The organism is Streptomyces sp. NPDC050548, from assembly GCF_044457385.1.
In the GTDB taxonomy this organism is placed as follows: domain Bacteria; phylum Actinomycetota; class Actinomycetes; order Streptomycetales; family Streptomycetaceae; genus Streptomyces.
In genome coordinates this window covers 395,901-421,284 of the sequence record NZ_JBITGV010000003.1, presented here as the reverse complement: position 1 = coordinate 421,284, position 25,384 = coordinate 395,901, and the positions used below count along the sequence as shown (strand labels likewise).

The following is a 25,384-nucleotide window of genomic DNA, read 5'->3' as shown; positions in this document are numbered from 1 at the left end:
CCCTATGTCACCGGCACCCAAGCCCGAGATCCTCGCCGCGTTCGAGGCCGCCAAGGGATTCATGCCGGTCGACGAAGGGCTCGCCCTCTACTCCGCCGCCGTAGAAGCCGGAAGGCTCGGGCTGCCGTTGCTGGAAGTGGGGACGTACTGCGGGCGGTCCACCATCCTCCTCGCCGATGCCGCTCGTGCGGCCGGTGTCAGTGTGCTCACGCTCGATCATCATCGGGGCAGTGAGGAGCAGCAGCCGGGGTGGGAGTACCACGACCCGGAGACCGTCGACCCGGAGATCGGGCTGATGGACACGTTGCCCACGTTCCGCAGGACGCTGTACCGGGCGGGGCTTGAGGAGCACGTGGTGGCGCTTGTCGGGCGGTCGCCACAGGTGGCGCGGGTCTGGGGCACTCCCCTCGGGCTCGTCTTCATCGACGGCGGTCACACCGACGAGCACGCGAACGCCGACTACGAGGGCTGGGCGCCCCATGTCGCCGAGGGCGGGCTGCTCGTCATCCACGACGTGTTCCCGGACCCCGAGGACGAGTTCACCGGGCAGGCCCCGTACCGCGTGTACCAACGGGCCCTGGAATCGGGTGCGTTCACGGAGGTGTCGGTGACGGACTCGCTTCGGGTCCTACGGCGCACAGGTACTGGCGTCTGAGATCAACCGGGCAGTCCGGCCAGCCACTCCGTCAGGTGCTGGTTGACCTCGGCGGGCCGTTCCTGCTGGATCCAGTGTCCGCAGCCCTCCAGGATGTGCGAGCCGCGCAGACCGGGCAGGGTCGTCGGGTACGCGGTGATCGCGTCGGCCAGCCAGGTGGTGGAGGCGTCCAGGGAGCCGCCGAGGAACAGGGACGGCTGGGTGACGGGCGCGCCGTCGAAGTCGGCCAGGTCCTCCCAGTCGCGGTCCATGTTCCGGTAGCGGTTGAGCGCTCCGGTCAGTCCCGTCCGCTCGAACTCCCCCGCGTAGACGTCGAGTTCGGCCTCGCTCAGCCAGGCGGGCAGCCCGGCCTTGACCGGTAGGCGCTCGCGCAGAGTGCCACCGGCCCGGCTCACGAAGTGCGGGTCGGGGGCGCCGGGTCCGGGCATGGTGCCGGCGGAGAGGGCGGCGTAGAAACCGGCGAGCCAGCCGCGTACGTCCGGTTCGATCTCGGCCTCGGCGCGGCCGGGCTCCTGGAAGTAGGAGACGTAGAACTCCTCGTCCCCGCCCATGCCCGCGAAGACCTCGCCGGGGCGCGGACCGCCGCGCGGGGTGTAGGGAACGCTCAGCAGTCCTACGGCGCGGAAGACGTCCGGCCTGAGGAGGGCCGCGTTGGCGGCGATGCCCGCGCCCCAGTCGTGGCCGACGATCACCGCGGACCGCTCGCCGAGCGCGTGCACCACGGCGACGGCGTCCTCGACGAGGTCGAGCATGCGGTACGCCGACACGTTCTCGGGCCTCGACGAGCGGCCGTAGCCGCGTACGTCGACGGCGACCGCGCGGTGGCCGGCCGCGGCCAGCGCCGGGAGTTGGTGGCGCCACGAGTACCAGGACTCCGGGAAGCCGTGCACCAGCAGGACCAGTGGTCCGGTGCCCTGTTCCACCAGGTGGATACGGCCGGCGGGAGCGGGAACGAGTCGGTGGACGGCGTCCTTGACCATGGTCATGAGTCCTCCGTGACGGGGGCTGGTCCAGTGATCCTGCGCCCCGGCCCGGCTCGCCGACGACTCTTGTTGCCGCTTCGGCAAACCGGCACAGTCGGGCGGCTAGGGTGGCTCCCGTGTCGTACGTAGGTCCGGACTTTGATCCTCCGCAGCCCCGCCGTTTCCGTCGAGGGCCCCTGACCGTGGCGCTGGCCGCGCTGGTGCCGGGGGCGCTGATCGGGTGGTTCGTGTACGAGGCGGTGGGTGGGCCGGGTGACTCGGGCGGGACCGCGGCCGGTTCGTCGGCGTCCGGCGCGCCCGTGTCCCCCTCGGGCACCGCCTCGAACGACGACAAGCCGCCGAACCCCAGACCCCTCAAGGGCAAGGTCGTCGTCATCGACCCGGGCCACAACATCACCAACTTCCAGCACACCGCCGAGATCAACCGCAAGGTGAACATCGGCACGAACTGGAAGGAGTGCGACACGACGGGGACGTCGACCAACTCCGGTTACTCGGAAGCCCAGTTCACGATGGACGTGTCCCACCGGCTGCAGAAGATCCTGGAGCGGCAGGGCGCCACGGTGAAGCTGACCCACGACGGCACCTCCCCGGCCTGGGGACCGTGTGTCGACGAGCGCGCGAAGATCGGCAACGACGCGCACGCGGACGCCGCGATCTCCATCCACGCGGACGGCGCGGCGGCAGGCGACCGCGGCTTCCATGTGATCCTGCCCGCCTCCGTCCACGCCGGCGCCGCCGACACCCGTGCCATCGTCGCCCCTTCCGCCGCCCTCGGCCGGAGCATCGAGAGCGACTACCTTCACGCGACGGGCGAACACCCCTCCAACTACGTCGGCGACGGCACCGGTCTCGTCACACGCAAGGACCTGGGCGGCCTCAATCTGTCGACGGTTCCCAAGGTGTTCATCGAGTGCGGCAACATGCGCGACAGCGACGACGCCGCACTGCTGACGAGCGGCGCCTGGCGACAGAAGGCGGCACAGGGGATCTCCGCGGGGATCGTCGGTTTCCTGGCGGGCTAGGTGGTTTGACGGCACGCCACATGAAGCCTTCCCACTCACCTCACGGGGGATCACTTGAAGCTCCAGACAGTTCGGTGCGGGATCGTTGTCGCTTCACTGTCCGTAGGCCTGCTGGGCGTGACGGCCTCGGCGCAGGCGGCACCCGGCGCGGAGCATGCGAACGTCGCGCCCGTGGGTCCGTTCAAGCGGCTGATCAATGTCCACTCCATCGGGACCGCGTGCGGTAAGCAGGTGATCGCCTCGGCTTCCGGGCGCGGCAGGATGACGCTGCGCATCGACGACACCCGATCGGTCGGCACCGTGCTCTCGAAGCACATCGAAGCTTCCAAAGGCGTGATCAGTGCCGGCGTCGGCTGGGACGTGACGAAGTCGCACAGCATCACGGTGAGCGGTGCGAAGGAAGTGCCGAGCGGCAAGTACGGCACCCTCGACGCCTACACCAAATACGCCGTCAAGAAGTTCGATGTGCAGGAGTATCTCGACGGCTACACGTTCACCATCCAGAAGGGCAAGAAGGCCTACAAGCCCATCGGCGTCTGCTTCAAGTACACGCAGCGGTAGGCGCCCGGCGCGAGAAGGCGGCGCGAGGAATCGTGAGGGTCTTGCGCGGGTGACCCAGCCCGCTCCGGAGCGGCGGGCACCCGAACCCCGCAAGCGATACTGTCACCCGTACGATGAGGGGTCATCCACACGCCTCACACCGGGGCATGAGAGCTGCATGGTGACAACGACGCCTCCACCGATGACGAGACGACTGAGCTGAAGGACCTTGCTGAAGTGAATATCCGCTCCCTCACTAGAGGCGACGGCGTGGTGATCGGAGCAGCGGTGCTGCTGTTCATCGCGTCGTTCCTCGACACCTACGACAGCTCCGGCAGCAACATCCCCAACGCCTGGGACAACCTTGGCCTGGTCATGAGCACGTACGTCGGCGGCATCATCGGCGCAGCCTTGATCGTTCTCGCCCGTGCGCTCCCTCAGCCTCGCAAGGTCGTCGGTCTCGACCTCGGTCAGGTCGGTGTCTCGCTGACGGTCTTCGCCGCGTGGACCGCGTTCTGGACGATCATCGACCCGGTGGGGCCGTTCGACGAGTTGGGCTCGGGTGTCGATGCCGGCTCCGGTCTCATCTTCGGCCTGATCGCCACCCTGGTCCTGGCCGGTGCCGCCATCGCCACCCCCTTGGTCCCCGCCCTCCAGGCCGCTCTCGTCCCGGCCCCCAAGCCCGTGGCCCCCGCGCCCTACGGCGCCCAGCCGCCCGGTGGTTACGGCTACCCGGGCGCCGGTGCGCCGCAGCCGACGTACGGCACTCCGCCGCAGCAGGCGGGGACCGCGCAGCCGTTCGGTCAGCCCCAGCCGCAGCCGACGCCCCCTCCGGGCGGGGAGTTCTCGCCGTTCTGGTTCGCCGTGCCGGTGGCCCGGCCGCTGTTCGGGGAGGACGGTTCGCCGTCGCCGATCGCCGAACTCGCGCCCGGTACCTGGTACTTGGCCGTCGAGCAGCGCGGTGCCGCGCTGATCGCGCAGACGCAGGACGGCCGTCGTGGCGTGCTGCAGGACACCTCCGGGATCCAGCGCGGCTGAGCCCCGCACCGTCTCCCACGGCCCCTCGCCCTTCCGGGTGGGGGGCCGTTGTCGTACAGTCGCAGCCGTCCGTCGATTTGCTGACGATCCGTCAGATCGCTGACTGTGGAGGCGCTATGCGGCTCGGTCTCGCACTCGGGTACTGGGGGCGCGGGCCCTCCGCCGACCATGTGCCGCTGGCCCAGGAGGCGGAACGGCTCGGATACGACTCCGTGTGGACGGCCGAGTCGTGGGGTTCCGACGCCTTCACTCCCCTCACCTGGATCGCCGCCCAGACCTCAAGGATCAAGCTGGGGACGGCGGTTGCGCAGATGGCGGCCCGCTCGCCGACCACCACCGCGATGCACGCGCTCACCCTCGACCATCTGTCGGGCGGACGGATGATGCTCGGGCTCGGGCTGTCGGGGCCGCAGGTGGTGGAGGGCTGGTACGGGCGGCCGTTCCCCAAGTCACCGCTGACCGCGACCCGGGAGTACGTCGAGGTCGTACGGCAGGTGCTGCGGCGGGAGGGGCCGATCGAGGTGGACGGACGGTTCCACGCGCATCCGTACCGGGGCGCGGACGGGACCGGGCTCGGCAAGGCACTCAAGTCCATCACCCACCCCCTCCGCCCCGACCTGCCCGTCCTGCTGGGTGCCGAGGGGCCGAAGAACGTGGCGCAGACGGCCCAAATCGCCGACGGGTGGCTGCCGTTGTACTGGTCGCCCAGCCGACCCGAGGTCTACGGCACGACCGACTTCCGCGAGGGCTTCCTCGTCGCGCCCATGGCACAGGTGAAGGTCTGTGACGACGTCGCCGAAGGCCTGCTCCCTGTGAAGATGATGCTCGGCTTCTACATCGGCGGAATGGGCCACGCGGCCCGCAACTTCCACGCCGACCTGATGGCACGCATGGGATACGAGGAAGAGGCCCGCCGGATACAGGAGTTGTTCCTCGGCGGGCGCCGGGAGGAGGCGGTCCTCGCCGTGCCGGACGCGTTCGCCGACGAGATCTCGCTGATCGGCCCGCGTGAACGGATCGCGGAACGGCTGGAGTTGTGGCGCAAGGGCCCGGTGACGGACCTGCTGGCCCTTGCGCCCGACCCGCACACACTGCGGGTGCTGGCAGAGCTGAACTCCTAGGAGCCGCCCGCCAGTTGCCCTGCCGACGGCACCTGGTCGGTCACCTCGGCGCCCGCGCTCTTCGCGGCGTCCTTGACCTTGTTGATGATGTCGTCGAAGGAACTCGCCGTCGCGTCCGTCGAGTCACCCTTGCGGAGCTTGGACGGCAGGTCCTTGAGGGAGTCGATGCCGGCGGTCAGCGGGGCGAGTGCCTTGGAGAGCGTGGGGTCGCCCTGGGCGTTCTTCTTGGCCGCCTTGAGCCGGTTGTACGCGAACGCGCCCGCGAGACCCGCCTTGACGAGGGCGAACCTGCGTCCACTCGCACCCTTCTTGAACTTGCCGGCCTTCCAGGGCTTCACGATCCACTGGTAGGTCGCACCGGCGGCGAGCCCCGCGTTCGCGACGAAGCGGGTCTTCGCGAGCTTCTGGCGCTCGGCGGTGGTGCTCGGGCTCGGGGTGGCGGCTGCTGCCACGACGGCCGCGGTGTTCTGCGTGGCGTCCTCGGTGGCGCCGCCGCAGGCGGTGGCACCGGCGAGCAGGGCGCAGCACAGGGTGAGCGCCACGAAGAGGCGCCGTATCGGTACGGGCACGGAATCCTCCGGGGGTTTCCCCGAGTGGGTGTCCTTACCCCGGCAGCCTCACCCGGCCCGGGCGGTTGCGCCACCCGGGGGACGCCGTTCGGGTTTTCGCGCCGCCTGGTTTCAGCGCGGGCGGAGCGGCAACCCGGTTGGCATGTCCCCCTACCGACGTGGTTCGAACTCCGCCGGCAACGTCATCGTGATCATTGCCGACATCATGGCCCTCATCCTGGGGCTCTGGATCCTGATGTACCTGATGGACGCCAACCGCGCGAACGACCTCGTGCAGTTCGTCCACCGCACGGCGGACTGGCTGGCCGGCTGGTCCCGTGACCTGTTCACGTTCGACGAGGCGTGGGCGCGGGTGGTCTGCGGCTACGGTCTGGCCGCGATCGTGTACCTGTTCATCGGCCATGCGATCGCCAACCGGGTACACCGTTCCTGACTGTTCGGCGGCTGCGGGGTGCGTTGTGGCTGAGCACGCAGTTCCCCGCGCCCCTAAATCGGCTTCGCCGATTAGGGGCGCGGGGAACTGCGCGAGCAACCCCCACCGGCCCGCAGCTAACAACAATCCGGATCCAGCCCCAGAGGCAAAAGCTCGGCCCCGAACACCGCACACGTCGCGTCATGGCCCCCCAACGCCGCCACCGCAAGCAGCAACGACCCCGCGGTCCACGTCGTCAACTCACGCGGCCACACCGCGTCGTCCTCGAAGACGTACCCCGTCCAGTACAGCCCGGTCTCCGCATCGCGCAGGTGCTGTATCGACTGGAGGATCTCCAACGCGCGGTCGGACTCCCCCAACACCCAGAGCGCCAGGGCGAGTTCCGCGGACTCGCCCCCCGTCACCCACGGGTTGGGGACGACGCACCGCACCCCGAGCCCGGGCACGACGAAGCGGGTCCAGCCCTCCTCCACGCGGGACTTGGCCTCCGTGCCGGTCAACGCGCCGCCCAGGACCGGGTAGTACCAGTCCATCGAGTAGCGGTCCTTGTCCAGGAACCGTTCCGGATGGCGACGGATCGCGTGCCGCAGCGCGCCGACCGCCAACTCCCAGTCCGGCTGCGGCTCTTCGCGCTGTTCGGCGATGGCGAGCGCGCAGCGCAGCGCCTGGTGGATCGAGGAGGAACCGGTCAGCAGCGCGTCGGCCGTGTCCGTGCCGTCGGCGTCCCGTTTCCAGCCGATCTGGCCGCCCGGCTGCTGGAGCCGGAGGACGAACTCGACCGCCGCGTAGACCGTGGGCCACAGCCGGTCCAGGAACGTGTCGTCGCCGGTCGAGAGATAGTGGTGCCAGACGCCCACGGCCACGTAGGCGACGAAGTTGGTCTCGCGGCCCCGGTCGGTGACGTCGTGCGCGTCGCCGTCGGCGTAGGCCGCGTACCAGGAGCCGTCCTCGTTCTGGTGCCGGGCGAGCCAGCTGTACGCCCGCTCGGCGGCCTCGTGTTCGCCCGCCGCGTCGAGCGCCATCGCGGCCTCGGTGTGGTCCCACGGGTCGAGGTGATGGCCCCTGAACCAGGGGATCGCCCCGTCCTCCCGCTGCACGGCGAGGATGCCGGCGACGGTCGCGGCGGCCTCCTCCGCGGTGAGGACCCCGGGCAGGACGAGGTGTTCTGTCCGGGGAGCGGTCACTTGGCTTCCGCCAGGGGGAGGTGCGGCTTGGTCGCGTAGGCCACGAAGCTCTTGCCGATCACCGGGTTCAGCGCCTGCTCGGCGACCCGGGTGGCGAGGGGTTTCTTCATGATGTCCCAGACCAGGAGCTTGTGGTACGCCTGCACCGGCAGCGCCTTGTCGTTGTCCACGCCGAACGCGCACTTCAGCCACCAGTACGGCGAGTGCAGCGCGTGCGCGTGGTGGGTGCCGTAGGGCTTGAGGCCGGCCTCGCGGATCTTGGTGAGGAGTTCGTCCGCCTTGTAGATGCGGATGTGGCCGCCCTCGACCTCGTGGTACGCGTCGGACAGGGCCCAGCAGACCTTCTCGGGGCCGTAGCGCGGGACGGTGATGGCGATCCGGCCGCCGGGCTTCAGGACCCGGACCATCTCGGCGAGCACTCCCTTGTCGTCCGGGATGTGCTCCATCACCTCGGAGATGATCACGACGTCGAACGACTCGTCGGGGAAGGGGAGTTGGAGCGCGTCGCCCTCCATCGCGGTCGCGGTGGCGCCGGCCGGGGCCTCGCCGGCCTCCTTCATCGCCGCGAACCACTTGGCGACCTCGCGGATCTCCTCGGCGTTCTGGTCGAGGGCGACGACCTGTGCCCCTCGCCGATAACACTCGAACGCGTGCCGCCCGGCACCGCACCCGAGGTCCAGGACACGGTCGCCAGGGGCGAGCGGGAACCGGGAGAAGTCGACGGTCAGCACGTGGCCCTGCTTTCGGGATAGACGCCGGTAACACTGGTCGGAGACGGGGATGGAGAGGTCGTACGGCCCGCGATCGCCTCGCGGTACCTGGCCGCCGTACCCTCGGCGGCCTTGGCCCAGGTGAAGCGCGCGAGTACGCGTTCCCGGCCCGCCCGGCCCAGCCGCACTCTCAGCGCCGGGTCGGCCAGGAGCCGGCTCAGGGCGGTGGCCAGCGCGCCGGGGTCCCCCGGCGGTACCGCGAGGCAGGTCTCGCCGTCGCGTCCGGCGACCTCCGGGATCGCTCCGCCGGTCGTCGCGACGAGCGGCGTCCCCGTGGCCATCGCCTCCGCCGCCGGGAGCGAGAAGCCCTCGTACAGCGAGGGGACGCAGGCGACCTCCGCCGAGCGGACCAGGTCGACGAGTTCGGCGTCGGAGATGCCCTTGACGAACTCGACGGCGCCTTCGAGGCCGTAGCGCTCGACGGCCTGGGCGACCGGTCCTTCCGTGGGGCGTTTGCCTACGACGATCAGGTGGGCGTCGGGGTGTTCCGTGCGGACCTTCGCCAGGGCCTCGACGAGGAAGACGAGGCCCTTGAGGGGGACGTCCGCGCTCGAAGTGGTGACGATCCGGCCCGGTACCTGGGGTACGGCGGGGTCCGGGGAGAACTGGTCGGTGTCGGCTCCGATGTGGACGACGTGGATGCGGTCGTCGCGGACGCCGAGGTGGTCGATGATCTCCTGGCGCGAGGTGCCGGAGACGGTGAGCACGGAGGGGAGGCGGCGGGCGACCCGCTTCTGCATCTGGGTGAACGCGTACCAGCGGCGCTTGGACATCCGCTGCCGCCGGTTCTCCGCCGCGTCCAGCTCCAACTGCCGGTCCACGGTGATGGGATGGTGGATCGTCGTGACGAGCGGTGCACCGACATCCCCCAACAACCCATAACCCAGCGTCTGGTTGTCGTGCACGACGTCGAACTCGCCGCGTCTGGACCGGAGATGACGGCGGGCACGCAGCGAGAAGGTGAGGGGCTCGGGGAAGCCGCCGGTCCACATCGTCGCGACTTCGAGCGCGTCGATCCAGTCCCGGTACTCGTCGCGCTTCGGGGTGCGGAAGGGGTCCGGGGAGCGGTAGAGGTCGAGCGAGGGCAGCTCGGTGAGGGAGATTCCCGGGTAGCCCTCGTCGAGGACCGGGTACGGCTGGGAGCCGATGACCTCGACGCGGTGTCCGAGGCGGGCCAGTTCGCGGGAGAGATGGCGGACGTAGACGCCCTGACCGCCGCAGAACGGGTTCCCTTTATAGGTGAGGAGTGCGATACGGAGCGGTCGCTCTCCCCCACTCTCGACTTCGCTCGACCGGGAGGGACCCCCACCGCCTGCCGGGCCCTCCTGGGGGCCCGCCTGACTGGCCTCAGCCGTCACTCTGAGCCCCCTTCTGCCTGCACTGTCCCGCGAGATTACGCCGGGACGCTAATCTAGAACAAGTTTCAGACTTGATCGTCCAGGAGGTTCTGAATCTACCGGCCGGTACGGGCGCTGTGAGAAGTGGATCAGGTGATTCACACCACGGCCGAGACCCTGCCATGATCGGTCCGATCACCTGCCCTCACCGACAGTCACGGAAGCAGTCACGGAACGGGAGCCATGCCAGTGGAAGCCAAGCCCGAAGCCACTGCGCGGACCTCGCCGCCCCTCACCGAGCGGCAGGAGGCGCGTCGGCGCCGCATCCTGCACGCGAGCGCGCAGCTGGCGAGCCGGGGTGGTTTCGACGCCGTGCAGATGCGGGAGGTCGCGGAGTCCTCGCAGGTCGCGCTCGGCACGCTGTACCGGTACTTCCCGTCCAAGGTGCATCTCCTGGTGGCCACGATGCAGGACCAGTTGGAGCACATGCACGGCACGCTCCGCAAGAAGCCGCCGGGCGGCGAGACGGCGGCCGAGCGGGTCGCGGAGACCCTGATGCGGGCCTTCCGCGCGCTCCAGCGCGAGCCGCATCTCGCCGACGCGATGGTCCGCGCGCTGACCTTCGCGGACCGCAGCGTCTCCCCCGAGGTCGACCAGGTCTCCCGGCAGACCACGGTGATCATCCTGGACGCGATGGGCCTGGAGCACCCGACGCCCGAGCAGCTCTCCGCCGTCCGCGTGATCGAGCACACCTGGCACTCGGCCCTGATCACCTGGCTCTCGGGCCGCGCGTCCATCGCCCAGGTGAAGATCGATATCGAGACGGTGTGCCGCCTGATCGACCTGACGTCAACCGACGATTGACCGATGCCATAACCAATGATTTCACCGCTGATACTATGACTGCATGCCGATGATCACAGTGGAATTCACCGAGGAAGAACTCGCCGTGGCCAAGGAGCACGCAGCCTCGCTCGGAAAATCGATGCGTGCCCATGCGCACGACATAATCCTCGCCGATGTACAGCGGGCGGCGTTCCTGAAGGGCGTCGACAAGACCGTCGCCTGGGCTCTCGACGTGTTCAAGGACATGCCGGAGGGCATGCGTTGAGCCCTGTCATCCGGGTCGACGCGGGCTGGATCCTGGAGATCCAGACCCATGTCTCGCCCGTCAACACGCCCGTCGCCGACTGGGGCGCCCTGGACTCCATGACAGGCCGCCATCTCTTCGAACAGCCGCACGGCGAGCTCTACTACGAGGAACCGGCGGCACGTGCTGCCACGTTCTTCCACACCGCGCTGCTCCTTCGCCCCTTCGCCGACTTCAACGCCGTCATCGGCTGGGCGTGCGCCTCGCTCTACATGGCAGCCTCCGGGCAACGGGTCGACCCGAAATCCGACGATGTCCACCTTCTGGCCGGAGCGATCCGAGCCCAGGAGGCGGACCTGCGCGACACGGCCCGCGCCATCGCCGGCTGGCGCTGACCGGACTCCACCCCCGCCCGGGGAGATCACTCCTCAGGCGGGAACACCGGCTCCCCGCTCCCCAGCAGCGTGATCATGATGGCCTCCACCGGGCAGCCCTCGGCCGCGGCGAGGATCCGCTCGTTGGCGTCGGTCTCCGGTTCGGCCGGGTGGGACTGCATGGCCGAGTCGAGGCGGAAGCGGTCGGGGGCCTGGTGGACGCACTGGGCCGAGCCGATGCAGACGGACCGGTCGACCTCGACCTGCCAGCGGTCACCCGCCCCCACGCTCGAATACGCTCGCGCGGGAGGTACCCCCATTCCGGTCACCCTTCCCAGCCGGCCGGGAGGTGGATCATCTTGTGTTCGAGGAACTCGGAGAAGCCCTCGGGCCCGAACTCCCGCCCCAGACCGCTGTTCTTGTAGCCGCCGAAGGGGCCGAGCATGTCGAGGCTGAAGGTGTTGACGTTGTAGGTGCCGGTGCGGACCTGGCGGGCGATGTCGATGCCGTGGGCCACGTCGCCCGTCCACACGCTGCCGCTGAGGCCGTAGTCGGAGTCGTTCGCGATCTTCACGGCCTCGGTCTCGTCGCCGTACGGGAGCAGGCAGATGACCGGGCCGAAGATCTCCTCGCGGGCGATGCGCATGGAGTTGTCGACGTCTCCGAAGAGGGTCGGTTCGACGTACCAGCCGCGGTCCAGGCCGGGTGGACGGCCGCCGCCCGTAAGGATTTTGGCGCCCTCCTCCTGGCCGATGCGGATGTAGTCGAGGTTGCGCTGCTGCTGGCGTTTGGCGACCAGCGGGCCGACCTGGGTGGCTGGGTCGAGGGGGTCGCCGACCACGAGAGCGCTCGCCGCCGCCGCGAAGGCGTCCGCGAACTCGTCGTAGCGCGAGCGGGGTACGAGGATGCGGGTCTGGGCGACGCACGCCTGGCCGTTGTTCATCCAGGCCGCCGAGACGATGCCGGGGACGGACGTCGTGATGTCCGCGTCGGGCAGCACGATCGCCGCCGACTTGCCGCCCAACTCCAGTGTCACGCGGGTGAGATGACGGGCGGCGACCTCCATCACGCGCTTGCCGGCCGCGACCGAACCGGTGAAGGAGATCTTGTCGATGCCGGGGTGTCCGACGAGGTACTCGCTGACCTCGCGGTCGGCGGGGAGGATCGACAGGACGCCGTCCGGCAGCCCGGCCTCCTTCGCGATCTCGCCCAACAGGTAGGCGTCCAGGGGCGCTTCGGGTGACGGCTTCAGGATCACCGTGCAGCCGGTGAGCAGCGCGGGCGCGAGCTTGGCGGCGGCCACGAACTGCGGAACGTTCCACGGCACTACGGCCGCGACCACTCCAACCGGCTCCCGGCGTACGAGGATCTTGCCGAGGACGCCGTCCCGGAACTCCTCGTAGGTGAAGTTCTTCGCGACGGTGATCGCCGCGTCCCACACCATCATCGCGCCGAGGGCCTGACCGAGGATGCTCCAGGAGTACGGCGACCCGTTCTCGGAGGAGATGACGCGGCCGATCTCCTCGTACCGGGCGGCGATCGCGTCCTTGATGCGGGTGACGACCGCGATCCGTTCGTCGAGTGTCATGCGCGGCCAGGGCCCCTCGTCGAAGGCCTTGCGGGCCACGGAGACCGCGCGGTCCACGTCCTCCTTCGACGCGTGCGGGACGCGTCCGATGACCTCTTCCGTGTGCGGGGAGATCACCTCGATGACGTCCTTGCCCAGGGGGTCGGTCAACTCCCCGCCGATGAACAGCTGTCGGTGTTCCACGAGCTCCGTCATGGCCGAACGCCTCCCCGGTACCGCTTCGTGAACGCTGTCTGACGATCCATCAGATACGAGGACTGAATACCAGTTCCGGTCGATGGAGTCCACGTATAGTGGCCGGAAGGCGGCGATTGGGGAGTCCATGACGTCCACGGGTCAGGTCCACGACCATGGCGGCGGTGTTCGTTCCATCGAAGTCCCCATCCCCGACAACCCACTTGGGACCACGCTCGTCTACGTCGTCGACACCGACCGTGGTCCGGTCCTGGTCGACACCGGCTGGGACGACCCGGCCTCCTGGGACACCCTCGTCGCGGGTCTCGACGCCTGCGGTACGGGGGTCGGCGAGGTGCACGGCGTGCTCGTCACCCACCACCACCCCGACCACCACGGCCTGTCCGGGCGGGTGCGCGAGGCGTCCGGGGCGTGGCTCGCGATGCACGCGGCGGACACGGCGATCGTCCGGCGGGCCCGTTCCACCGAACCGGGCCGCTGGCTGACGTACATGACCGCGAAGCTCGCGGCGGCCGGCGCCCCCGAAGAGCACCTCGCACCGCTCCGCGCGGCCCGCCCACGCAGCGTCCCGGGTCTCGCGCCCGCGCTGCCCGACCGGGAGATCGTCCCCGGCGAACTCCTCCCCCTGCCCGGCCGCCGACTGCGCGCGATCTGGACGCCGGGCCACACGCCGGGCCACGTCTGCCTGCACCTGGAGGAGGACCACCCGGCCCAACTCCCGGGCCACGGGCGGCTGTTCTCCGGCGACCATCTCCTCCCCGAGATCACCCCGCACATCGGTCTGTACGAGGACCCGGACGACACCACGATCGCCGACCCGCTCGGCGACTACCTCGACTCCCTGGAGCGGATCGGCCGTCTCGCGCCCGCCGAGGTGCTCCCGGCCCACCAGCACACCTTCACCGACGCGCCCGGCCGGGTACGGGAGTTGCTCACCCACCACGAGGACCGGCTGACCGGACTCCTCGCCCTGCTCTCCGAACCGCTCACCGCCTGGCAGGTCGCCGAGCGGATGGAGTGGAACCGCCCCTGGGCCCAAATCCCCTTCCCCTCAAGGAACATCGCGGTGTCCGAGGCGGAGGCGCATCTGCGGCGGCTGGTGAAGCTGGGCCAGGCGGAGGTCATGACGGGGAGCGAGCCGGTGACGTACGTGGCGATGTAATTCGGTCGTGGGGCGAGGGGTGCGGCTGGTACCAACGACCCCATGGACCTGGACCCTTTGCAGCGACTGCTCGCCGAACGTGCCTGTGAGCGCGTGATCCTGGACTTCGTCCGCAGGCTCGATCTCGGTGAACCGTCCTCCGTCGCCGGGCTGTTCACGGAGGACGGCCGCTGGGAGTGGCCGGAGGGGGACAGAGCGGTCGAGGGGCGGGAGGCGCTGCGGAAGTACTTCGGCGCCCGTCCCACCGGCCGGCTCTCGCGCCGCCTGATGTCGAACGTCCTGGTCACCCTCACCTCCCCCGGCACGGCGATCTCGACGGCGTACTTCACGACGTACCGCGTCGACGGCCACCACGGCGGCATGGTCCCCGCCGGTCCCCCGGTCCAGGTCGGCCACTACGAGGACACCTTCCGCCAGGTGAACGGGAGTTGGCTGATCGAGACCCGGACCCTGTTCCTGCCGTTCGGCGGTCCCACCCCGCGTCACTGACCGCTGACGGCCGCGTACGCGATTCCCTCGTCGTACGTCATCGCCAGGCCCGCTCGGTAGCCGGTCGTGTAGGCGTCGTCGCCGAGGTGTTCGCGGACGCGGAGTTCGCAGGTGCGGCGGGTGGCGATCAGGTCCGGGGAGTCCATCTGGGCGCGGCCGGTGAGTTCCCACAGGCGGGTGCCGATGCCGAGGAGACGGGCGGCGCGGTGGGCGGCGCCCGCGCTGACGACGGCTGCGGCCAGGAGGTCCAGGGACATGGCGGCGCCGACCGTGTTGTGCAGGAGGGCGTGGCCCGCGATGGACGTGCGGGCGCCGCTCATCGCGGCCCGTATGTCGCCGCGCGCCAGGTCCGCCTGGGCTATCAGGTAGTCGGCGAAGGCCCCGCACCAGTACTCGCCCTGTTTCCGGCTGGCCGTGCGCACCTCGTCGGCGACCTCACGGCCGCGCTCGAACTCGCCGCGCAGCACATGCGCGAGGGACAGCGCGAGCCGGGCCTGGAGCTGGGCGGCGCCGAACCCGTCGTCCTGGACGGGGAGTCGGGGTGCCGCGTCGAGGACGGCGATGGCCTCGGCCTGGCGGCCGGTGAGTGCCAGGTGGCCGCCCCGGAGGTAGACGGCGGCGACCTGGGCGACCGGCGAGCCCTGTTCGCGGGCCGCGTCGGCGCAGCGCACCGCCCAGTTGGCCGCCGCCTCCTGGTCGCCCTGGAGGAGGGCGACCGCGCCGCGCGACCACAGGGCGAGGGTGCGGCCGGGGCCGGGCGGCGACTCGGCGACGAGGGCTTGGTCGAGGCAGTGCTGGGCCTCGCGGAGGTAGCCGCAGTGCCGCCACAGGAAGCCGACGTGGCCCGCCATCTCCACAGCGGTGGACCACCTTTCGCCGTCCGGCTCGGCGAGCGCGCAGTCGACTGCCGTGCGGAGATTGGCGTGTTCGGTCAGCACGCGCTCGCACCAGGCGACCTGCCGTCCGGTGTTCCACTCGGCGCAGCCCTCGCGGGCGAGGCGGGCGTAGTGGTCGCGGTGGCGGCGGCGTACGGCGCGTTCCTCGCCGAGTGCGTGCAGCCAGTCGGCGCCGTACTCGCGGACGGTGTCGAGCATCCGGAAGCGGGCCGAGATGACGGGGTCGGGCAGCACGATGGACTGGGCCACGAGCCGGTCGAGCAGAGCGGCGATCCGCTCCGGGGGCAGCGGTCCGCCCGCGCAGACCTGCCGGACGGCCGCCAGACAGAAGCCGCCGCTGAAGACGGACAGCCGCGCCCACAGCAGGCGTTCGAGCGGAGCGCACAGCTCGTGGCTCCAGCCGATGGCGGTGCGCAGGGTCTGGTGGCGGGGCGGGCGTTCGCCGGGGGCGGAGACGAGCAGGTCGAGGGGCGAGGAGGGGGCGGGTGCGGACGGGCCGGGCAGGGGCGGGAGTGTGGGCAGGCGTTCGCCGAGGCGGGTGTGGAGCTGGTCGAGGGTCAGCTCGGTGAGGCGGGCGGCGGCGAGTTCGAGGGCGAGGGGGATGCCGTCGAGGCGGCGGCAGACGGCGACGGCGGTGGCGCGGGCGGCCGAGTCGTCGTCGCGCAGGGGGCGTCCGGCGGCCGCGGCGCGCTCGGCGAACAGGGCTACGGCATCACCGGCGTCGTCGTCGGCACCGGGGCGGCCGTCCACCGGGAGCGGTTCGAGGTGGAGGACCTCCTCGCCGGGCAGTGCGAGCCGTTCCCTGCTGGTGAGCAGGACGCGCAGGCCGGGCAGGCGGGAGCGCAGTGCGGCGGTGAATCTGGCGCAGTCGGCGAGGACGTGTTCGCAGGAGTCGAGGATGAGCAACAGCCTTCTGCCGTGGGCCCATTCGGTGATGACCTCGATCACCGGACGCGTCGACTGGTCGGCGAGCCGAAGGGTCTCCATGACGGCGAGGTCCACGAGTCCCGAGGTGCGCAGGGAGGAGAGTTCGGTCAGCCAGACGCCGTCGGGGTAGGCGTCCCGGACCTGCGCCGCCGCGCGCAGCGCGAGCCGGGTCTTGCCGACCCCGCCGACCCCGACGACGGTCACGGGCCGGACCGGTCCCGCGTCCGGGTCCAACGCGGCCCGCAGCCGGGTGAGTTCGGCGCCCCGCCCGACGAAACTCAGTGTCTCGGGCGGCAGATTCCCATGGTTGTTGACGTCACCCGAGTTCGCACGGTCGGTCCTGTCCGGCACGAGGCCAGTGTGTCCGTACGTCACCGGCTCCATGCGCGGGTCCCGGAACCCGGCCCACGGCTGAACGAAAGAATCGCGTCACCATCGGAAAAGCCCTTCATTTCGATCACTTTCCTACCTGATGGGACGAGTTGCGATCGAGAGCTGATCAACTCTCCGTTGGCGCGGGTGCGGAGAGCGGAATTCCGCAAGGGTCGTGCCGTGAACACGATGGACGGGGGACGCCGCTTGCTCGTCGCACCGGTCGGCTGTCTGCTGGCGGCCACGCCGGGTCTGCTGATCGGCCGGGTGCAGCCGATCCTGCCGCTGCTGGCGATCGGACCGCTGATGGCCGCCACCTTCCTGGGCGCCCGCCGTACGCTCCTGGTCTGCTGCTGGACGGTGCTGCTCGCGCTGGCGGCCGGGCTCGGCTCGGGGGCGCAGCTGAACGCCGGGTTCGCCGTCCGCTGGGGCGGGCTGCTGCTCGGCTGCGTGTGCAGTGTGTACGCGGCGAGACAGCGCGGCCGGCTGCGGGAACGGCTCGCGGAGGCGCGGGAGGTGGCCCGGATCACCCAGGAGGCGATCCTGCGGCCGGTCTCCCGCACCCTCTCCGGCACCCATGTCAGCACCCGCTACCACTGCGCGCACCGCGAGTCCTCGGTCGGCGGCGACCTGTACGACCTCGCGGTGACGCCGTACGGCCTGCGGGTGCTGGTCGGGGACGCGCGCGGGCACGGGCTCGACGCGCTGCGGACGGCGGCCGACACCCTCATCGGGTTCCGTGAACTCGCCTATACGGCACCGGACTTGGCGACACTTGCGAAGGCGCTGGACGCCCGGCTGGCGCCCGGGCTCGGCCCCGAGGACTTCGTCACGGCGGTGCTGGCCGAGTTCGGTCCCGGCGAGGTGCGGCTCGTCAACTGCGGCCATCCGGCGCCCCTGCGCTCCGGACAGCGGCTCGAACTCCTCGAACCCCGGGTCCCCGCACTGCCGTTGGGCCTGCGCCCGGACCCGCGGCAGTACCGGGTCCGCCTCCAGCCCGGCGACCGCCTCCTGCTCTACACGGACGGCCTCACCGAGTCCCGCGCCCTCGACGGCACCCCGTTCGCCCTGCTCACCGAGTGCGCGACGGCGTTGAGCGAGCCGACACCGGACGGGGCGCTGCACGCGCTGTACGACCGCCTGCTCGCGCACGCCGGTGGCCCGCCCACCGACGACCTGGCCCTCGTCCTGTGCCAGCCGACGGGGGCGGTGGCGCCGGCCCCGGTCTGAGGCCGGCCCCTGATCAGCCCAACTTGCCGAGCAGGTCGGCCAGTTCGACGGGCTTGGTGACCATGCAGTCGTGGCCCGTCTCCAGTTCCCACACCTGGGCCGGAGTGCCGTTGGGCTGGATCGCGGGGACCGGCCGCCGTTCGAAGCCCTCCGGTTCGCTGCCCACGCAGTGGATGTGGGTACGGGGGACCGAGTGCGCGGCCGGGTTGTCCAGCCGTACCGGCTGCTGGAGGCAGCGCGCCGACTGGTCCGAGAGCGTGGTCCGCAGCCAGGCGACGTCCGCCGGGTCGGTGACCCCGAACAGGCCCCCGGGAGACGGCAGTTCGGGCATCGGCGGAATCCGCCAGCCGGTACCCGAACTCACCGCCATGTCGATCAGCACCTGCGTCACCGGCATGATGTCGAGCGCGCTCTCGCCGTCCTCCGGGACCATCGCGTCGAGGTAGACGAGTTGGGCGATCTGGTCGGGGACCCGGTTGGCGGCCGACGAGACGACCAGCCCGCCGTAGCTGTGCCCGACGAGGACCACCTCGGTGAGGTCCCTCTCCATGATGAGCCCGACGACGTCGTCGACGTGCGTGTCGAGGCCCACTTCGGGTGCGAGCAGGTGCGCCTTGTCGCCGTGGCCGGTCAGCGAGGGCGCGAACACCCGGTGTCCGGCCGCCGTCAGCAGCGGGACCACCCGCTGCCAGCTGTCCCCGCTGTGCCAGGCACCGTGCACCAATAGGTATGTGGACATGGCTGTCGCTCCTCGCTGTGGTGGCCGGCGTCGCCGATCGGCACGCCACAGGTGACGCTGGCGCCCGGCCCGCGCCCCAGCCAGGGCCCCCGCGCCCCTGGGGGTGACAGGGCCAGGCACGCGCGCGGCGGCCGAATTATAGTGCGGAGATGGCCGGTGAACCGAATCTGCTGGGTGAGTACGTGCGCGCCCGCCGTGAACTCGTCACCCCCGAACAGGCCGGTGTCCCCGCCCACGGGGTACGGCGGGTGCCGGGCCTGCGCCGGGAGGAGGTCGCGCTGCTCGCCGGGATCAGCGCCGACTACTACCTGCGTCTGGAGCAGGGCCGCGACCGCAACCCCTCCGTACAGGTCCTGGAGTCCATCGCCCGCGTGCTGCGGCTCGACGAGGACGCGACGGCCCATCTGCTGCGGCTCGGCGCCGCGAAGCCCCGGCGGCGCCGGCCCCGCCCGGTGAAGGAGACCGTGCCGGAGGGCATCGCCAAGCTCCTCGAAACACTCCCCCTCCCCGCGCTGGTCGAGGGCCGCTACTTCGACGTCCTCGCCGCCAACTCCCTGGCGACCGCGCTGTCCCCGCGCTTCGCGGCCGGGTCCAACCGGCTGCTGTCGCTGTTCCTCGACCCGGCCGAGCAAGCGCTCTACCCGTACTGGGAGAGCGCGTCCGGCGGCATGGTCGCCGCGTTCCGCGAGGCCGTCGGTCCCGACACGGACGACCCCCGGTTCATCGAGCTGGTCGGTCAACTCTCCCTCGCCAGCCCCCTGTTCAGCCGACTCTGGGCCCGCCACGACGTACGGACCTGCGAGGCCGCGCCGAAGCGCATCGCCCACCCCCAGGTCGGCGACCTGGAACTGAACCGGGAGCGGCTGAGCATCGACGGCGTGCCGGGCCAGACTCTCGTCGTCTACCACCCGGACCCCGGCACCGACGCCGCCGAGAAGCTGACCCTCCTCGCGTCCACGACCCGGACACCGGACGCGGACCGTCCCCGGTCCGGGGTGACCGGCTAGGGCCGTATGACGCGGGTCACCGCAGCGCGGTCCGCCCGGCGGACAGGGAAGGGTGTGGAGATCTCACCCCCGAACTCGGCCGGCGGGACTGGGTCAACGCCAAGGGCGGCCTGCCGGACCGGCTCCGAGGAAGCGAACTGAAACTGCTCCCCGGCATGCTGCCGGCGATCACCGGACCCCATGACGGGTCGGCCTGGCGCGTCCTCCCCACCGGACTCGCGCGCCGTCAGTCGCGGTAGCGCGGCGCGGGCGGGTAGAAGTCGCCGTAGGGGCCCAACCACCGTTCGTGCAGGGCGCGGAGCGTGCCCGAGTCGCGCAGCCGCGCGAGAACGCCGTTGATGAAGCGGGCGAGTTCCGGTGCCGTCTTGGGGACGGCGATTCCGTGCGGCTCGTAGGTGAACCGCGGTCCGGTGATGCGGGTGGCGGGGTCCTGGGCGCTCAGTCCGGCGAGGACGTTGTCGGTGGTCGACACGGCGGCCACCTTGCCCTGCTGGAGCAGCAGGAGGCAGTCGGTCCAGTCGGAGACGGTCACCGGACGCACTGCCGGGCGGGCGCGTCGCAGCTCGGTCAGTGAGGTGGTGCCCCGGGCCGTGCACACCTTCTGTCCTGCGAGGTCGGCGAGGGTCTTCACCGGGGAGGTGTCGGTGACGAGGACGCGTTGGCCGGAGTCGAGGTAGTCGCTGCTGAACAGCACCTGTTGCATGCGCTCGCAGGTGATCGTCATGGAGTGGGCGACGAGGTCGACCTGACCGCGCTGGAGTATCCCGATGCGCTGTGCGGACGGCACGGCCTTGAACTGCACCCGGTCCGGCCGCCCGAACAGGGCCCGGGAGATCTCCCGCACCAGGTCGATGTCGAGCCCGTCCAGCTGTCCGGTGTCGGAGTCGCGGTAGCCGAAGAGATAGGTGTTCTGGTCCACTCCCACGATCAGCCGGCCGCGGGCGACGATCCGCTTCATCGCCGTACCGCTGGGCATTTTGCCGCCCGGCGTCGGCATATGGGCCGGCGGCTTCAGCGACCGCAGCGGATCGCAGCTCCCGTCGGCCGCCGCCGATGCGCTCGCGGATACGGAAGCGGAAGCGCTCGCGGACGCGGCAGCCGTGTCGGCAGGCGAACGCCGTTGCGTCGCGGCCGAGTTCGCGCAGGACACCGTCAACGCCAGCGCGGCCAGCGATGCAACGGCCGCGGCGAGCAGCCGACGGCGAACCGGGACCGCGCCGACCGGCAGCCCGCCCTCTTCCCCACGTGCCCGAAGCTCCCGCACACTGCCCCGCAGTCCTCGGAACCCATCCGAAGACGCCGTCCGGCGCCCCGGCCCCTCACGCACTCGTCGACGGTGACGCGTTCACGCCGATTCACGGTTCCCGGGGAAACGCGAGCGACCGGATCAACTCCTCTGCCGCACCGAGGAGTTCGACCTCGTGCGCAGTCATCGTCGGATTGGCCGCCCGCCTCCGCCGGGCCTCCTCCAGCCCCGCCTCCGTGAGGTCGGCGGGATCGGCGAGGAGTGCGGCGAGTACCGCGCGGGCCGGGTCGGCGATCGGCAGGTCGTCCACGGCGACCTGGGCGAGGATGATCGCGGAGAGGCCCCAGTCGAGCCCGGGGTCGCCGTCTTCCGTGGTGCCCCAGTCGATGACGTGGGGGCCGGCCGGGGTGAGCAACACGTTCTCCGGATGGAGGTCGAGGTGCAGGACGCGGGTGCCGGGGCGGCGGCCGGGGATCGCGTGCAGCTGCCGTAGCAGCGCGGCGAGTACGGTCCCCGCCTCCCGCGCGTCGATCGCGCCCGCGGTGAGGGCCTCCACCATGGTGGGCCCGGTCAGCCGTTCCATCACCAGGTCGGTGCGCGAGGTGGGCGAGGTGGGCGAGGTGGGCGAGTCCCCCGGCCGTACCCGTACCCGGGGCACGGGATAGCCGTAGGCGCGCACATGCTCCATCACCGCCCCCTCGGCCGCCGCGTCCCCCCAGTCCTCCCGGTTGCGGCGCAGCACCCACGCCTCGTCGATCTCGTACACGTCCGCGGTACGGCCGGAGCCGATCAGCTTCCCCATGGCTGGCATGGCCAGAATCTAAGCCCTGCGTGAGGCGTCGCGCACCGGCCGTCACACAGGTGGTGAAGCGCCCCACATGACCCACATCACCAACGATGCGGATTAGTAGCGCAAAAGCATGACATGCACGCGTCCGCACACCCTCTGACCTGCGGTTTGAGAGCCACGTCACACGGTTGACGATTCACCCACATGCGACCACAACTAGTAAAAGGGGTCTTTGCGGACACGGATCGAGAGTGCTTCTGTGGAGCAGTCGCACGGCGCCGACGAGTCCTCACGGGCCTCGGCGCCGACGCCTTGCCGGGGCCGCGCCCCGCGTGACACCGGCAGGCATACGACGCCTCTGTCCCCGAAGAAACAGGTTCTCCGTGTCCGTCTCCCGCATCGTCGCTCGCATCGCCTCCCCGAAGAAGGCCCTGACCGCCGCCGCTCTGGCCGCCGCCACCACCGGTCTGGTGCTGACCTCGGCTCCCGCTCAGGCCGCGACGACCTCCGCCTCCTCCGCCCAGGCGATCGCGCACAAGATGATCCCGAGCGCGGCGCAGTACAACGCGTTCAGCAAGATCGTCGAGCACGAGAGCGGCTGGAACGTCACCGCCACGAACTCCTCCTCCGGCGCCTACGGCCTGGTCCAGGCGCTGCCCGGTTCGAAGATGGCCTCGGCCGGCTCGGACTGGAAGACCAACCCCGCCACGCAGATCAAGTGGGGTCTGGACTACATGAACTCCCGCTACGGCTCCCCCGCCGCGGCCTGGAGCTTCTGGCAGTCCAACGGCTGGTACTGATCACCGGCCCACACACGCACACGCGGCGGCGGCCCCCCGGCATCCCGGGAGGCCGCCGCTACATTGCGTTCATGGACCAGAACACGGACCAGAACACACAGCCCGAGTCCTACGACCGTGAGGCGCGCGGACTCCGGCTGGTGCCCGTGCTGCTCGGTCTGACCCTGGTCAGCGGGCTGATCGACGCGGTGAGCTATCTGGGCCTCGGGCATGTCTTCACCGCGAACATGACCGGCAATGTCGTCGTGCTCGGCTTCGCCGCCGCGGGGGCACCGGGCTTCTCGGTGTCGCGCACCCTCACCTCGCTCGGCGCCTTTCTGGTGGGCGCGGCGGCCGGGGGCCGGATCGCGGTGCGGATGGACACCGGCTCGCGCCGGACCTGGGCGCGGGTGAGTCTGGGCGCGGAGGCGCTGCTCGTGGGCGTGGCCGCCGTGATCGCGTTCGTCGCGCCGGGCGACAGCGCCACCACGCACCCCTTGATCGCCCTCACCGCCTTCGCGATGGGCCTGCGCAACGCGGTGGTCCGCAAGCTCAAGGTCACCGACTTCTCCACCACCACGGTCCTGACGATGACCCTGACCGGCCTGGTCGCCGACTCGGTCGCGGGCGAGGGCCGGGGCCCCGGCACCTTCCGCCGCCTCTCGGCGGCCGTCGCGATGGCCGTAGGGGCGTTTTTCGGCGCGTGGCTGATCCTGCACCACGATCTGCGCTACCCACTTCTGCTCGCGGCCCTGGTCGCCGGGGTGTTCGCCGTGATCACATCCGGACGGGAGTAGCCCAAAGCCCGGTCAAGAAGGCAGAATTCGTGCGTCTGAGTCCCACGATCAAGAGGATCGATCACACATGATCACGCTCACGAAGGAAGACGGTCCGGCGGATCTGGACGGAGTGACCCATCTGGAGATCGGGGCGTCCTGGGACCCCACCGTCGGCAGCAGCGGCGGCATCATCGGGAAGCTGCGGCAGAAGGCGGGTACCGACCTCGATCTGATCGCCATCGCGATGCAGGGTCAGGACCCGGTACGACTCGCGGGGCTCGACTCCGTGGACCCGTTGGGCAACGGCTCGCTGGTGCACAGCGGTGACAACCAGACCGGCAAGGGCGACGGCGACGACGAGACGGTGACCGTCGACCTCGCGCGGATACCCGGCAACATCACCTCGATCGTCTTCGTCGCCGCCGCCTACAAGAAGGGCAGTTCCTTCCAGAAGGCACGGAACATCGCCTTCAAGGTGTACGACGCGACCGGCGGCAGCACCCAGCAGGTCGCCGAGATCTGGCCCAACCTGCTCAGCAGCCACAACGGCTGCGCGGTCGCCAAGGCGGTCCGGGACGGCGCCAGTTGGAAGCTCCAGGTCATCAACGAGACCGGGAACATCAAGCAGGGGGACGAGCGGGAGCTCATGAAGTTCGCGGTACGGAAGTAGGCACGGTCACAGCGAGGACGGGCCGGCGGCGCCGGGATGCCGCCGGCCCGAGCTGTGTACGCATCCTCAACCGGCGGTCACCTGAAGCTCCTTGACGCCGTTGATCCAGGCGGAGCGCAGTCGGCGCGGGTCGCCGGTCAGGGTCAGGTCGGGCATCGCGTCCGCGATCGCGTTGAAGATCAGGTCGATTTCGAGGACCGCGAGGGACTTGCCGAGGCAGTAGTGCGGGCCTCCGCCGCCGAAGCCGAGGTGCGGGTTCGGGTCGCGCATGACGTCGAACTCGTCCGGGTTCTCGAAGACTTCGGGGTCGTGGTTGGCGGAGGCGTAGAAGATGCCGACGCGGTCGCCCTTCTTGATGTGCTTGCCGCCGAGTTCGGTGTCCTGGGTCGCCGTCCGCTGGAAGGCGTTGACCGGGGTGGCCCAGCGGACGATCTCCTCGGCGGCGGTCGACGGACGTTCGCGCTTGTACAGCTCCCACTGCTCGGGGTGGGTGAGGAACGCGTGCATGCCGTGGGTGATGGCGTTGCGGGTCGTCTCGTTCCCGGCGACCGACAGCATGAGCACGAAGAAGCCGAACTCGTCGGAGTTCAGGTTGCCCTCGTCCTCGGCGGCGACCAGGGTGCTGACGATGTCGTGGGCCGGGCACTGTTTGCGCTCGGCGGCCATTCCCATGGCGTAGGCGATGAGTTCGGCGGCGGACTCGGCGCCGACCTGCTCCGTGATGGCGTACTCGGGATCGTCGTACGCGATCATCTTGTTGGACCACTCGAAGATCTTGACGCGGTCGTCCTGCGGGATGCCGATGAGTTCGGCGATGGCCTGGAGGGGCAGTTCGCAGGCGACCTCGGTGACGAAGTCGAAGGGGCCGGAGTGGGCGCGGGCGTTCGCCACGATGGCCTCGGCCCGGTTGCGCAGGCGTTCCTCCAGGGCGCGGATCGCGCGGGGGGTGAAGCCGCGCTGGACGATCTGGCGGACGCGGGTGTGTTCGGGCGGGTCCATGTTGAGCAGGATGAGCCGCTGGGCGTCGATCGAGTCGCGGTTCATGTGCTCGTTGAAGCGGATGATCGCCGTGTTGAGGGTCGAGGAGTAGATCTCCGGGTGGGTGGAGACGTACCGGACGTCGGCGTGCCGGGTGACGGCCCAGTAGCCCTCGTCCTGGAACCCCGCGATGTTGGCGGGCTGCGGGATCCAGCGGACCGGTTCGGCCGCGCGCAGTTCGGCGAACTCCGGCAGGGGCACGCGGTGGTGGAGCAGATCGGGGTCGGTGAAGTCGAACCCTTCGGGCAACGCTGGACAGGGCATCGGCGCAACTCCCGTCATCTGACGGTCCATCAGGAACCCGGCTGCCGTGAAGGTAATAACGGGTTCTACAACTAGCAAGAGGCACGGCAAGCCG

At 70.4% G+C, this 25,384-nt stretch carries 28 protein-coding genes; 16 read left to right on the top strand and 12 right to left on the bottom strand.

What is annotated here, in order from left to right:
* Window positions 1-4 precede the first annotated feature (4 nt).
* Window positions 5-655: a class I SAM-dependent methyltransferase gene (locus ACIBJH_RS12100; RefSeq protein ID WP_399116730.1), complete on the top strand. Its 651-nt coding sequence runs from the start codon at window positions 5-7 to the stop codon at window positions 653-655.
* Window positions 656-657: 2 nt separating this feature from the next.
* Here the strand turns inward: ACIBJH_RS12100 and ACIBJH_RS12095 are convergent, their stop codons facing one another.
* Window positions 658-1,641: an alpha/beta fold hydrolase gene (locus ACIBJH_RS12095; RefSeq protein WP_399116729.1), complete on the bottom strand. Its 984-nt coding sequence runs from the start codon at window positions 1,639-1,641 to the stop codon at window positions 658-660.
* Between the two features lie 113 nt (window positions 1,642-1,754).
* On the opposite strand from ACIBJH_RS12095, the gene ACIBJH_RS12090 reads away from it, so the two are divergent.
* The 4 genes from ACIBJH_RS12090 (at window position 1,755) to ACIBJH_RS12075 (ending at window position 5,362) form a co-directional block, all read left to right on the top strand.
* On the top strand, window positions 1,755-2,663 hold the full coding sequence (locus tag ACIBJH_RS12090; protein WP_399116728.1) for an N-acetylmuramoyl-L-alanine amidase: 909 nt from the start codon (window positions 1,755-1,757) through the stop codon (window positions 2,661-2,663).
* A gap of 54 nt (window positions 2,664-2,717) precedes the next feature.
* Complete coding sequence (locus ACIBJH_RS12085) at window positions 2,718-3,224, top strand: hypothetical protein (protein WP_399116727.1); 507 nt, start codon at window positions 2,718-2,720, stop codon at window positions 3,222-3,224.
* A 216-nt stretch (window positions 3,225-3,440) separates the two neighbouring features.
* The gene (locus ACIBJH_RS12080) at window positions 3,441-4,241 is read left to right on the top strand and encodes a hypothetical protein (RefSeq protein ID WP_399116726.1); all 801 of its coding nucleotides are present in this window, start codon (window positions 3,441-3,443) and stop codon (window positions 4,239-4,241) included.
* A 116-nt stretch (window positions 4,242-4,357) separates the two neighbouring features.
* Entirely contained in the window at window positions 4,358-5,362 is a 1,005-nt protein-coding gene (locus ACIBJH_RS12075) for an LLM class F420-dependent oxidoreductase (protein ID WP_399116725.1), read from the top strand.
* On the opposite strand, the gene ACIBJH_RS12070 is transcribed toward ACIBJH_RS12075, so the two are convergent.
* Window positions 5,359-5,931 (bottom strand): hypothetical protein, encoded by a 573-nt coding sequence (locus ACIBJH_RS12070; RefSeq protein ID WP_399116724.1) that lies wholly within the window; start codon window positions 5,929-5,931, stop codon window positions 5,359-5,361. The two genes, ACIBJH_RS12075 and ACIBJH_RS12070, sit on opposite strands and share 4 nt — an antisense overlap.
* A gap of 142 nt (window positions 5,932-6,073) precedes the next feature.
* Between ACIBJH_RS12070 and ACIBJH_RS12065 the strand changes: the two genes are divergently transcribed.
* The gene (locus ACIBJH_RS12065) at window positions 6,074-6,364 is read left to right on the top strand and encodes a hypothetical protein (RefSeq protein ID WP_399116723.1); all 291 of its coding nucleotides are present in this window, start codon (window positions 6,074-6,076) and stop codon (window positions 6,362-6,364) included.
* 116 nt (window positions 6,365-6,480) lie between these two features.
* On the opposite strand, the gene ACIBJH_RS12060 is transcribed toward ACIBJH_RS12065, so the two are convergent.
* The 3 genes from ACIBJH_RS12060 to ACIBJH_RS12050 are packed head-to-tail and all read right to left on the bottom strand — an operon-like array spanning window position 6,481 to window position 9,676.
* Window positions 6,481-7,548 carry a prenyltransferase gene (locus tag ACIBJH_RS12060; RefSeq protein WP_399116722.1) on the bottom strand — a complete coding sequence of 356 codons (1,068 nt, stop codon included), beginning with the start codon at window positions 7,546-7,548 and terminating at the stop codon, window positions 6,481-6,483.
* Window positions 7,545-8,279: a class I SAM-dependent methyltransferase gene (locus ACIBJH_RS12055; protein ID WP_399116721.1), complete on the bottom strand. Its 735-nt coding sequence runs from the start codon at window positions 8,277-8,279 to the stop codon at window positions 7,545-7,547. The genes ACIBJH_RS12060 and ACIBJH_RS12055 overlap by 4 nt, the downstream gene beginning before the upstream one ends.
* Window positions 8,273-9,676, bottom strand: coding sequence for a glycosyltransferase family 4 protein (locus ACIBJH_RS12050; RefSeq protein WP_399116720.1), 1,404 nt, complete (start codon window positions 9,674-9,676; stop codon window positions 8,273-8,275). The genes ACIBJH_RS12055 and ACIBJH_RS12050 overlap by 7 nt, the downstream gene beginning before the upstream one ends.
* 222 nt (window positions 9,677-9,898) lie before the next feature.
* Here ACIBJH_RS12050 and ACIBJH_RS12045 point away from each other — a divergent pair, with 222 nt between their 5' ends.
* The 3 genes from ACIBJH_RS12045 to ACIBJH_RS12035 are packed head-to-tail and all read left to right on the top strand — an operon-like array spanning window position 9,899 to window position 11,140.
* The gene (locus tag ACIBJH_RS12045) at window positions 9,899-10,519 is read left to right on the top strand and encodes a TetR family transcriptional regulator (RefSeq protein ID WP_359613803.1); all 621 of its coding nucleotides are present in this window, start codon (window positions 9,899-9,901) and stop codon (window positions 10,517-10,519) included.
* Window positions 10,520-10,562: 43 nt separating this feature from the next.
* Window positions 10,563-10,766: a hypothetical protein gene (locus ACIBJH_RS12040; protein ID WP_399116719.1), complete on the top strand. Its 204-nt coding sequence runs from the start codon at window positions 10,563-10,565 to the stop codon at window positions 10,764-10,766.
* Window positions 10,763-11,140 carry a hypothetical protein gene (locus tag ACIBJH_RS12035; RefSeq protein WP_399116718.1) on the top strand — a complete coding sequence of 126 codons (378 nt, stop codon included), beginning with the start codon at window positions 10,763-10,765 and terminating at the stop codon, window positions 11,138-11,140. Before ACIBJH_RS12040 ends, ACIBJH_RS12035 begins: the two co-directional genes overlap by 4 nt.
* A 26-nt stretch (window positions 11,141-11,166) precedes the next feature.
* Here ACIBJH_RS12035 and ACIBJH_RS12030 read toward each other — a convergent pair whose 3' ends face one another.
* Together ACIBJH_RS12030 and ACIBJH_RS12025 are read right to left on the bottom strand one after the other, a co-directional pair.
* Window positions 11,167-11,439: a ferredoxin gene (locus tag ACIBJH_RS12030; protein WP_362970889.1), complete on the bottom strand. Its 273-nt coding sequence runs from the start codon at window positions 11,437-11,439 to the stop codon at window positions 11,167-11,169.
* A 5-nt stretch (window positions 11,440-11,444) separates the two neighbouring features.
* On the bottom strand, window positions 11,445-12,902 hold the full coding sequence (locus tag ACIBJH_RS12025; RefSeq protein ID WP_399116717.1) for an aldehyde dehydrogenase: 1,458 nt from the start codon (window positions 12,900-12,902) through the stop codon (window positions 11,445-11,447).
* A gap of 127 nt (window positions 12,903-13,029) precedes the next feature.
* On the opposite strand from ACIBJH_RS12025, the gene ACIBJH_RS12020 reads away from it, so the two are divergent.
* Both ACIBJH_RS12020 and ACIBJH_RS12015 read left to right on the top strand, forming a co-directional pair.
* Entirely contained in the window at window positions 13,030-14,064 is a 1,035-nt protein-coding gene (locus tag ACIBJH_RS12020) for an MBL fold metallo-hydrolase (protein WP_399116716.1), read from the top strand.
* Between the two features lie 42 nt (window positions 14,065-14,106).
* Complete coding sequence (locus ACIBJH_RS12015; protein WP_399116715.1) at window positions 14,107-14,553, top strand: nuclear transport factor 2 family protein; 447 nt, start codon at window positions 14,107-14,109, stop codon at window positions 14,551-14,553.
* Here ACIBJH_RS12015 and ACIBJH_RS12010 read toward each other — a convergent pair.
* A complete protein-coding gene (locus tag ACIBJH_RS12010; RefSeq protein WP_399116714.1) occupies window positions 14,547-16,727 on the bottom strand; it encodes an ATP-binding protein in 2,181 nt (726 codons plus the stop codon). The two genes, ACIBJH_RS12015 and ACIBJH_RS12010, sit on opposite strands and share 7 nt — an antisense overlap.
* A gap of 210 nt (window positions 16,728-16,937) precedes the next feature.
* Between ACIBJH_RS12010 and ACIBJH_RS12005 the strand changes: the two genes are divergently transcribed.
* Window positions 16,938-17,978: a PP2C family protein-serine/threonine phosphatase gene (locus ACIBJH_RS12005; protein ID WP_399116934.1), complete on the top strand. Its 1,041-nt coding sequence runs from the start codon at window positions 16,938-16,940 to the stop codon at window positions 17,976-17,978.
* 13 nt (window positions 17,979-17,991) lie between these two features.
* Here the strand turns inward: ACIBJH_RS12005 and ACIBJH_RS12000 are convergent, their stop codons facing one another.
* Window positions 17,992-18,717: an alpha/beta hydrolase gene (locus ACIBJH_RS12000; RefSeq protein WP_399116713.1), complete on the bottom strand. Its 726-nt coding sequence runs from the start codon at window positions 18,715-18,717 to the stop codon at window positions 17,992-17,994.
* A gap of 149 nt (window positions 18,718-18,866) precedes the next feature.
* Between ACIBJH_RS12000 and ACIBJH_RS11995 the strand changes: the two genes are divergently transcribed.
* On the top strand, window positions 18,867-19,724 hold the full coding sequence (locus tag ACIBJH_RS11995; protein WP_399116712.1) for a helix-turn-helix domain-containing protein: 858 nt from the start codon (window positions 18,867-18,869) through the stop codon (window positions 19,722-19,724).
* 226 nt (window positions 19,725-19,950) lie between these two features.
* On the opposite strand, the gene ACIBJH_RS11990 is transcribed toward ACIBJH_RS11995, so the two are convergent.
* Window positions 19,951-20,988 (bottom strand): glutamate ABC transporter substrate-binding protein, encoded by a 1,038-nt coding sequence (locus tag ACIBJH_RS11990; RefSeq protein WP_399116711.1) that lies wholly within the window; start codon window positions 20,986-20,988, stop codon window positions 19,951-19,953.
* A gap of 91 nt (window positions 20,989-21,079) precedes the next feature.
* Window positions 21,080-21,772, bottom strand: a complete 693-nt coding sequence (locus ACIBJH_RS11985; RefSeq protein ID WP_399116933.1) for a phosphotransferase — start codon at window positions 21,770-21,772, stop codon at window positions 21,080-21,082.
* 371 nt (window positions 21,773-22,143) lie between these two features.
* Between ACIBJH_RS11985 and ACIBJH_RS11980 the strand changes: the two genes are divergently transcribed.
* The 3 genes from ACIBJH_RS11980 (at window position 22,144) to ACIBJH_RS11970 (ending at window position 23,988) form a co-directional block, all read left to right on the top strand.
* Window positions 22,144-22,560: a transglycosylase SLT domain-containing protein gene (locus tag ACIBJH_RS11980; protein ID WP_019067160.1), complete on the top strand. Its 417-nt coding sequence runs from the start codon at window positions 22,144-22,146 to the stop codon at window positions 22,558-22,560.
* Window positions 22,561-22,631: 71 nt separating this feature from the next.
* Complete coding sequence (locus ACIBJH_RS11975; protein ID WP_399116710.1) at window positions 22,632-23,336, top strand: YoaK family protein; 705 nt, start codon at window positions 22,632-22,634, stop codon at window positions 23,334-23,336.
* A 67-nt stretch (window positions 23,337-23,403) separates the two neighbouring features.
* A complete protein-coding gene (locus tag ACIBJH_RS11970; protein WP_381250708.1) occupies window positions 23,404-23,988 on the top strand; it encodes a TerD family protein in 585 nt (194 codons plus the stop codon).
* Between the two features lie 66 nt (window positions 23,989-24,054).
* Here ACIBJH_RS11970 and ACIBJH_RS11965 read toward each other — a convergent pair whose 3' ends face one another.
* Complete coding sequence (locus tag ACIBJH_RS11965) at window positions 24,055-25,290, bottom strand: cytochrome P450 (protein WP_399116709.1); 1,236 nt, start codon at window positions 25,288-25,290, stop codon at window positions 24,055-24,057.
* Window positions 25,291-25,384 lie beyond the last annotated feature (94 nt).

Bases quoted from the DNA above. Each gene is read 5' to 3' on its own strand.
- ACIBJH_RS12100 (WP_399116730.1), top strand. From the start codon at position 5: ATGTCACCGGCACCCAAGCCCGAGATCCTCGCCGCGTTCGAGGCCGCC.
- ACIBJH_RS12095 (WP_399116729.1), bottom strand. From the start codon at position 1,641: ATGACCATGGTCAAGGACGCCGTCCACCGACTCGTTCCCGCTCCCGCC.
- ACIBJH_RS12075 (WP_399116725.1), top strand. From the start codon at position 4,358: ATGCGGCTCGGTCTCGCACTCGGGTACTGGGGGCGCGGGCCCTCCGCC.
- ACIBJH_RS12065 (WP_399116723.1), top strand. From the start codon at position 6,074: ATGTCCCCCTACCGACGTGGTTCGAACTCCGCCGGCAACGTCATCGTG.
- ACIBJH_RS12045 (WP_359613803.1), top strand. From the start codon at position 9,899: ATGCCAGTGGAAGCCAAGCCCGAAGCCACTGCGCGGACCTCGCCGCCC.
- ACIBJH_RS12040 (WP_399116719.1), top strand. From the start codon at position 10,563: ATGCCGATGATCACAGTGGAATTCACCGAGGAAGAACTCGCCGTGGCC.
- ACIBJH_RS12030 (WP_362970889.1), bottom strand. From the start codon at position 11,439: ATGGGGGTACCTCCCGCGCGAGCGTATTCGAGCGTGGGGGCGGGTGAC.
- ACIBJH_RS12025 (WP_399116717.1), bottom strand. From the start codon at position 12,902: ATGACGGAGCTCGTGGAACACCGACAGCTGTTCATCGGCGGGGAGTTG.
- ACIBJH_RS12020 (WP_399116716.1), top strand. From the start codon at position 13,030: ATGACGTCCACGGGTCAGGTCCACGACCATGGCGGCGGTGTTCGTTCC.
- ACIBJH_RS12015 (WP_399116715.1), top strand. From the start codon at position 14,107: ATGGACCTGGACCCTTTGCAGCGACTGCTCGCCGAACGTGCCTGTGAG.
- ACIBJH_RS12005 (WP_399116934.1), top strand. From the start codon at position 16,938: ATGGACGGGGGACGCCGCTTGCTCGTCGCACCGGTCGGCTGTCTGCTG.
- ACIBJH_RS12000 (WP_399116713.1), bottom strand. From the start codon at position 18,717: ATGTCCACATACCTATTGGTGCACGGTGCCTGGCACAGCGGGGACAGC.
- ACIBJH_RS11995 (WP_399116712.1), top strand. From the start codon at position 18,867: ATGGCCGGTGAACCGAATCTGCTGGGTGAGTACGTGCGCGCCCGCCGT.
- ACIBJH_RS11985 (WP_399116933.1), bottom strand. From the start codon at position 21,772: ATGGGGAAGCTGATCGGCTCCGGCCGTACCGCGGACGTGTACGAGATC.
- ACIBJH_RS11975 (WP_399116710.1), top strand. From the start codon at position 22,632: ATGGACCAGAACACGGACCAGAACACACAGCCCGAGTCCTACGACCGT.
- ACIBJH_RS11970 (WP_381250708.1), top strand. From the start codon at position 23,404: ATGATCACGCTCACGAAGGAAGACGGTCCGGCGGATCTGGACGGAGTG.
- ACIBJH_RS11965 (WP_399116709.1), bottom strand. From the start codon at position 25,290: ATGCCCTGTCCAGCGTTGCCCGAAGGGTTCGACTTCACCGACCCCGAT.